At 55.3% G+C, this 342-nt stretch carries 1 protein-coding gene; it reads right to left on the bottom strand.

The window, feature by feature from the left end; translation table 11 throughout:
• Positions 1 to 280: hypothetical protein (locus HMPREF2527_RS00790; RefSeq protein ID WP_141744424.1), on the bottom strand; the 280-nt coding region annotated here is incomplete at its 3' end.
• Positions 281 to 342: the final 62 nt, after the last annotated feature.

Genomic DNA, 342 nt, shown 5'->3' with positions numbered 1-342 from the left:
GCGTACCATCCATCGGCTCCTCATGAATCAACACACCAGACTCATCGCCAGCGGTCCATTCCACACGGTACAGAATCGACGAAGTCACCTTGTACACATCCTGCTTCTTGGCCTTCCAGGAGCAGTTGGAGCCACCACGCGGCTCGCCACCGTAAATCTGACCCGCGTCATCGCACTGAATGAAGCCCTGAGTGCCGGTCTTCTGACCGTCGAAATACACGTTCATCGCCATGAAGCTGATCTTCAACTGAACATGTGCATCACCGTCCGTGGAATCCACAACAATCGGACTCCGCTTGCTCGAAGATCGAGCCTTCGACGGAGGCACCCAAGCCCAAACAT

It is taken from the genome of Rothia sp. HMSC071B01, from assembly GCF_001808945.1.
In the GTDB taxonomy this organism is placed as follows: Bacteria; Actinomycetota; Actinomycetes; order Actinomycetales; family Micrococcaceae; genus Rothia.
Note: the sequence above shows the minus strand (reverse complement) of the source record. Positions and strands in the feature narration are given on the sequence as shown.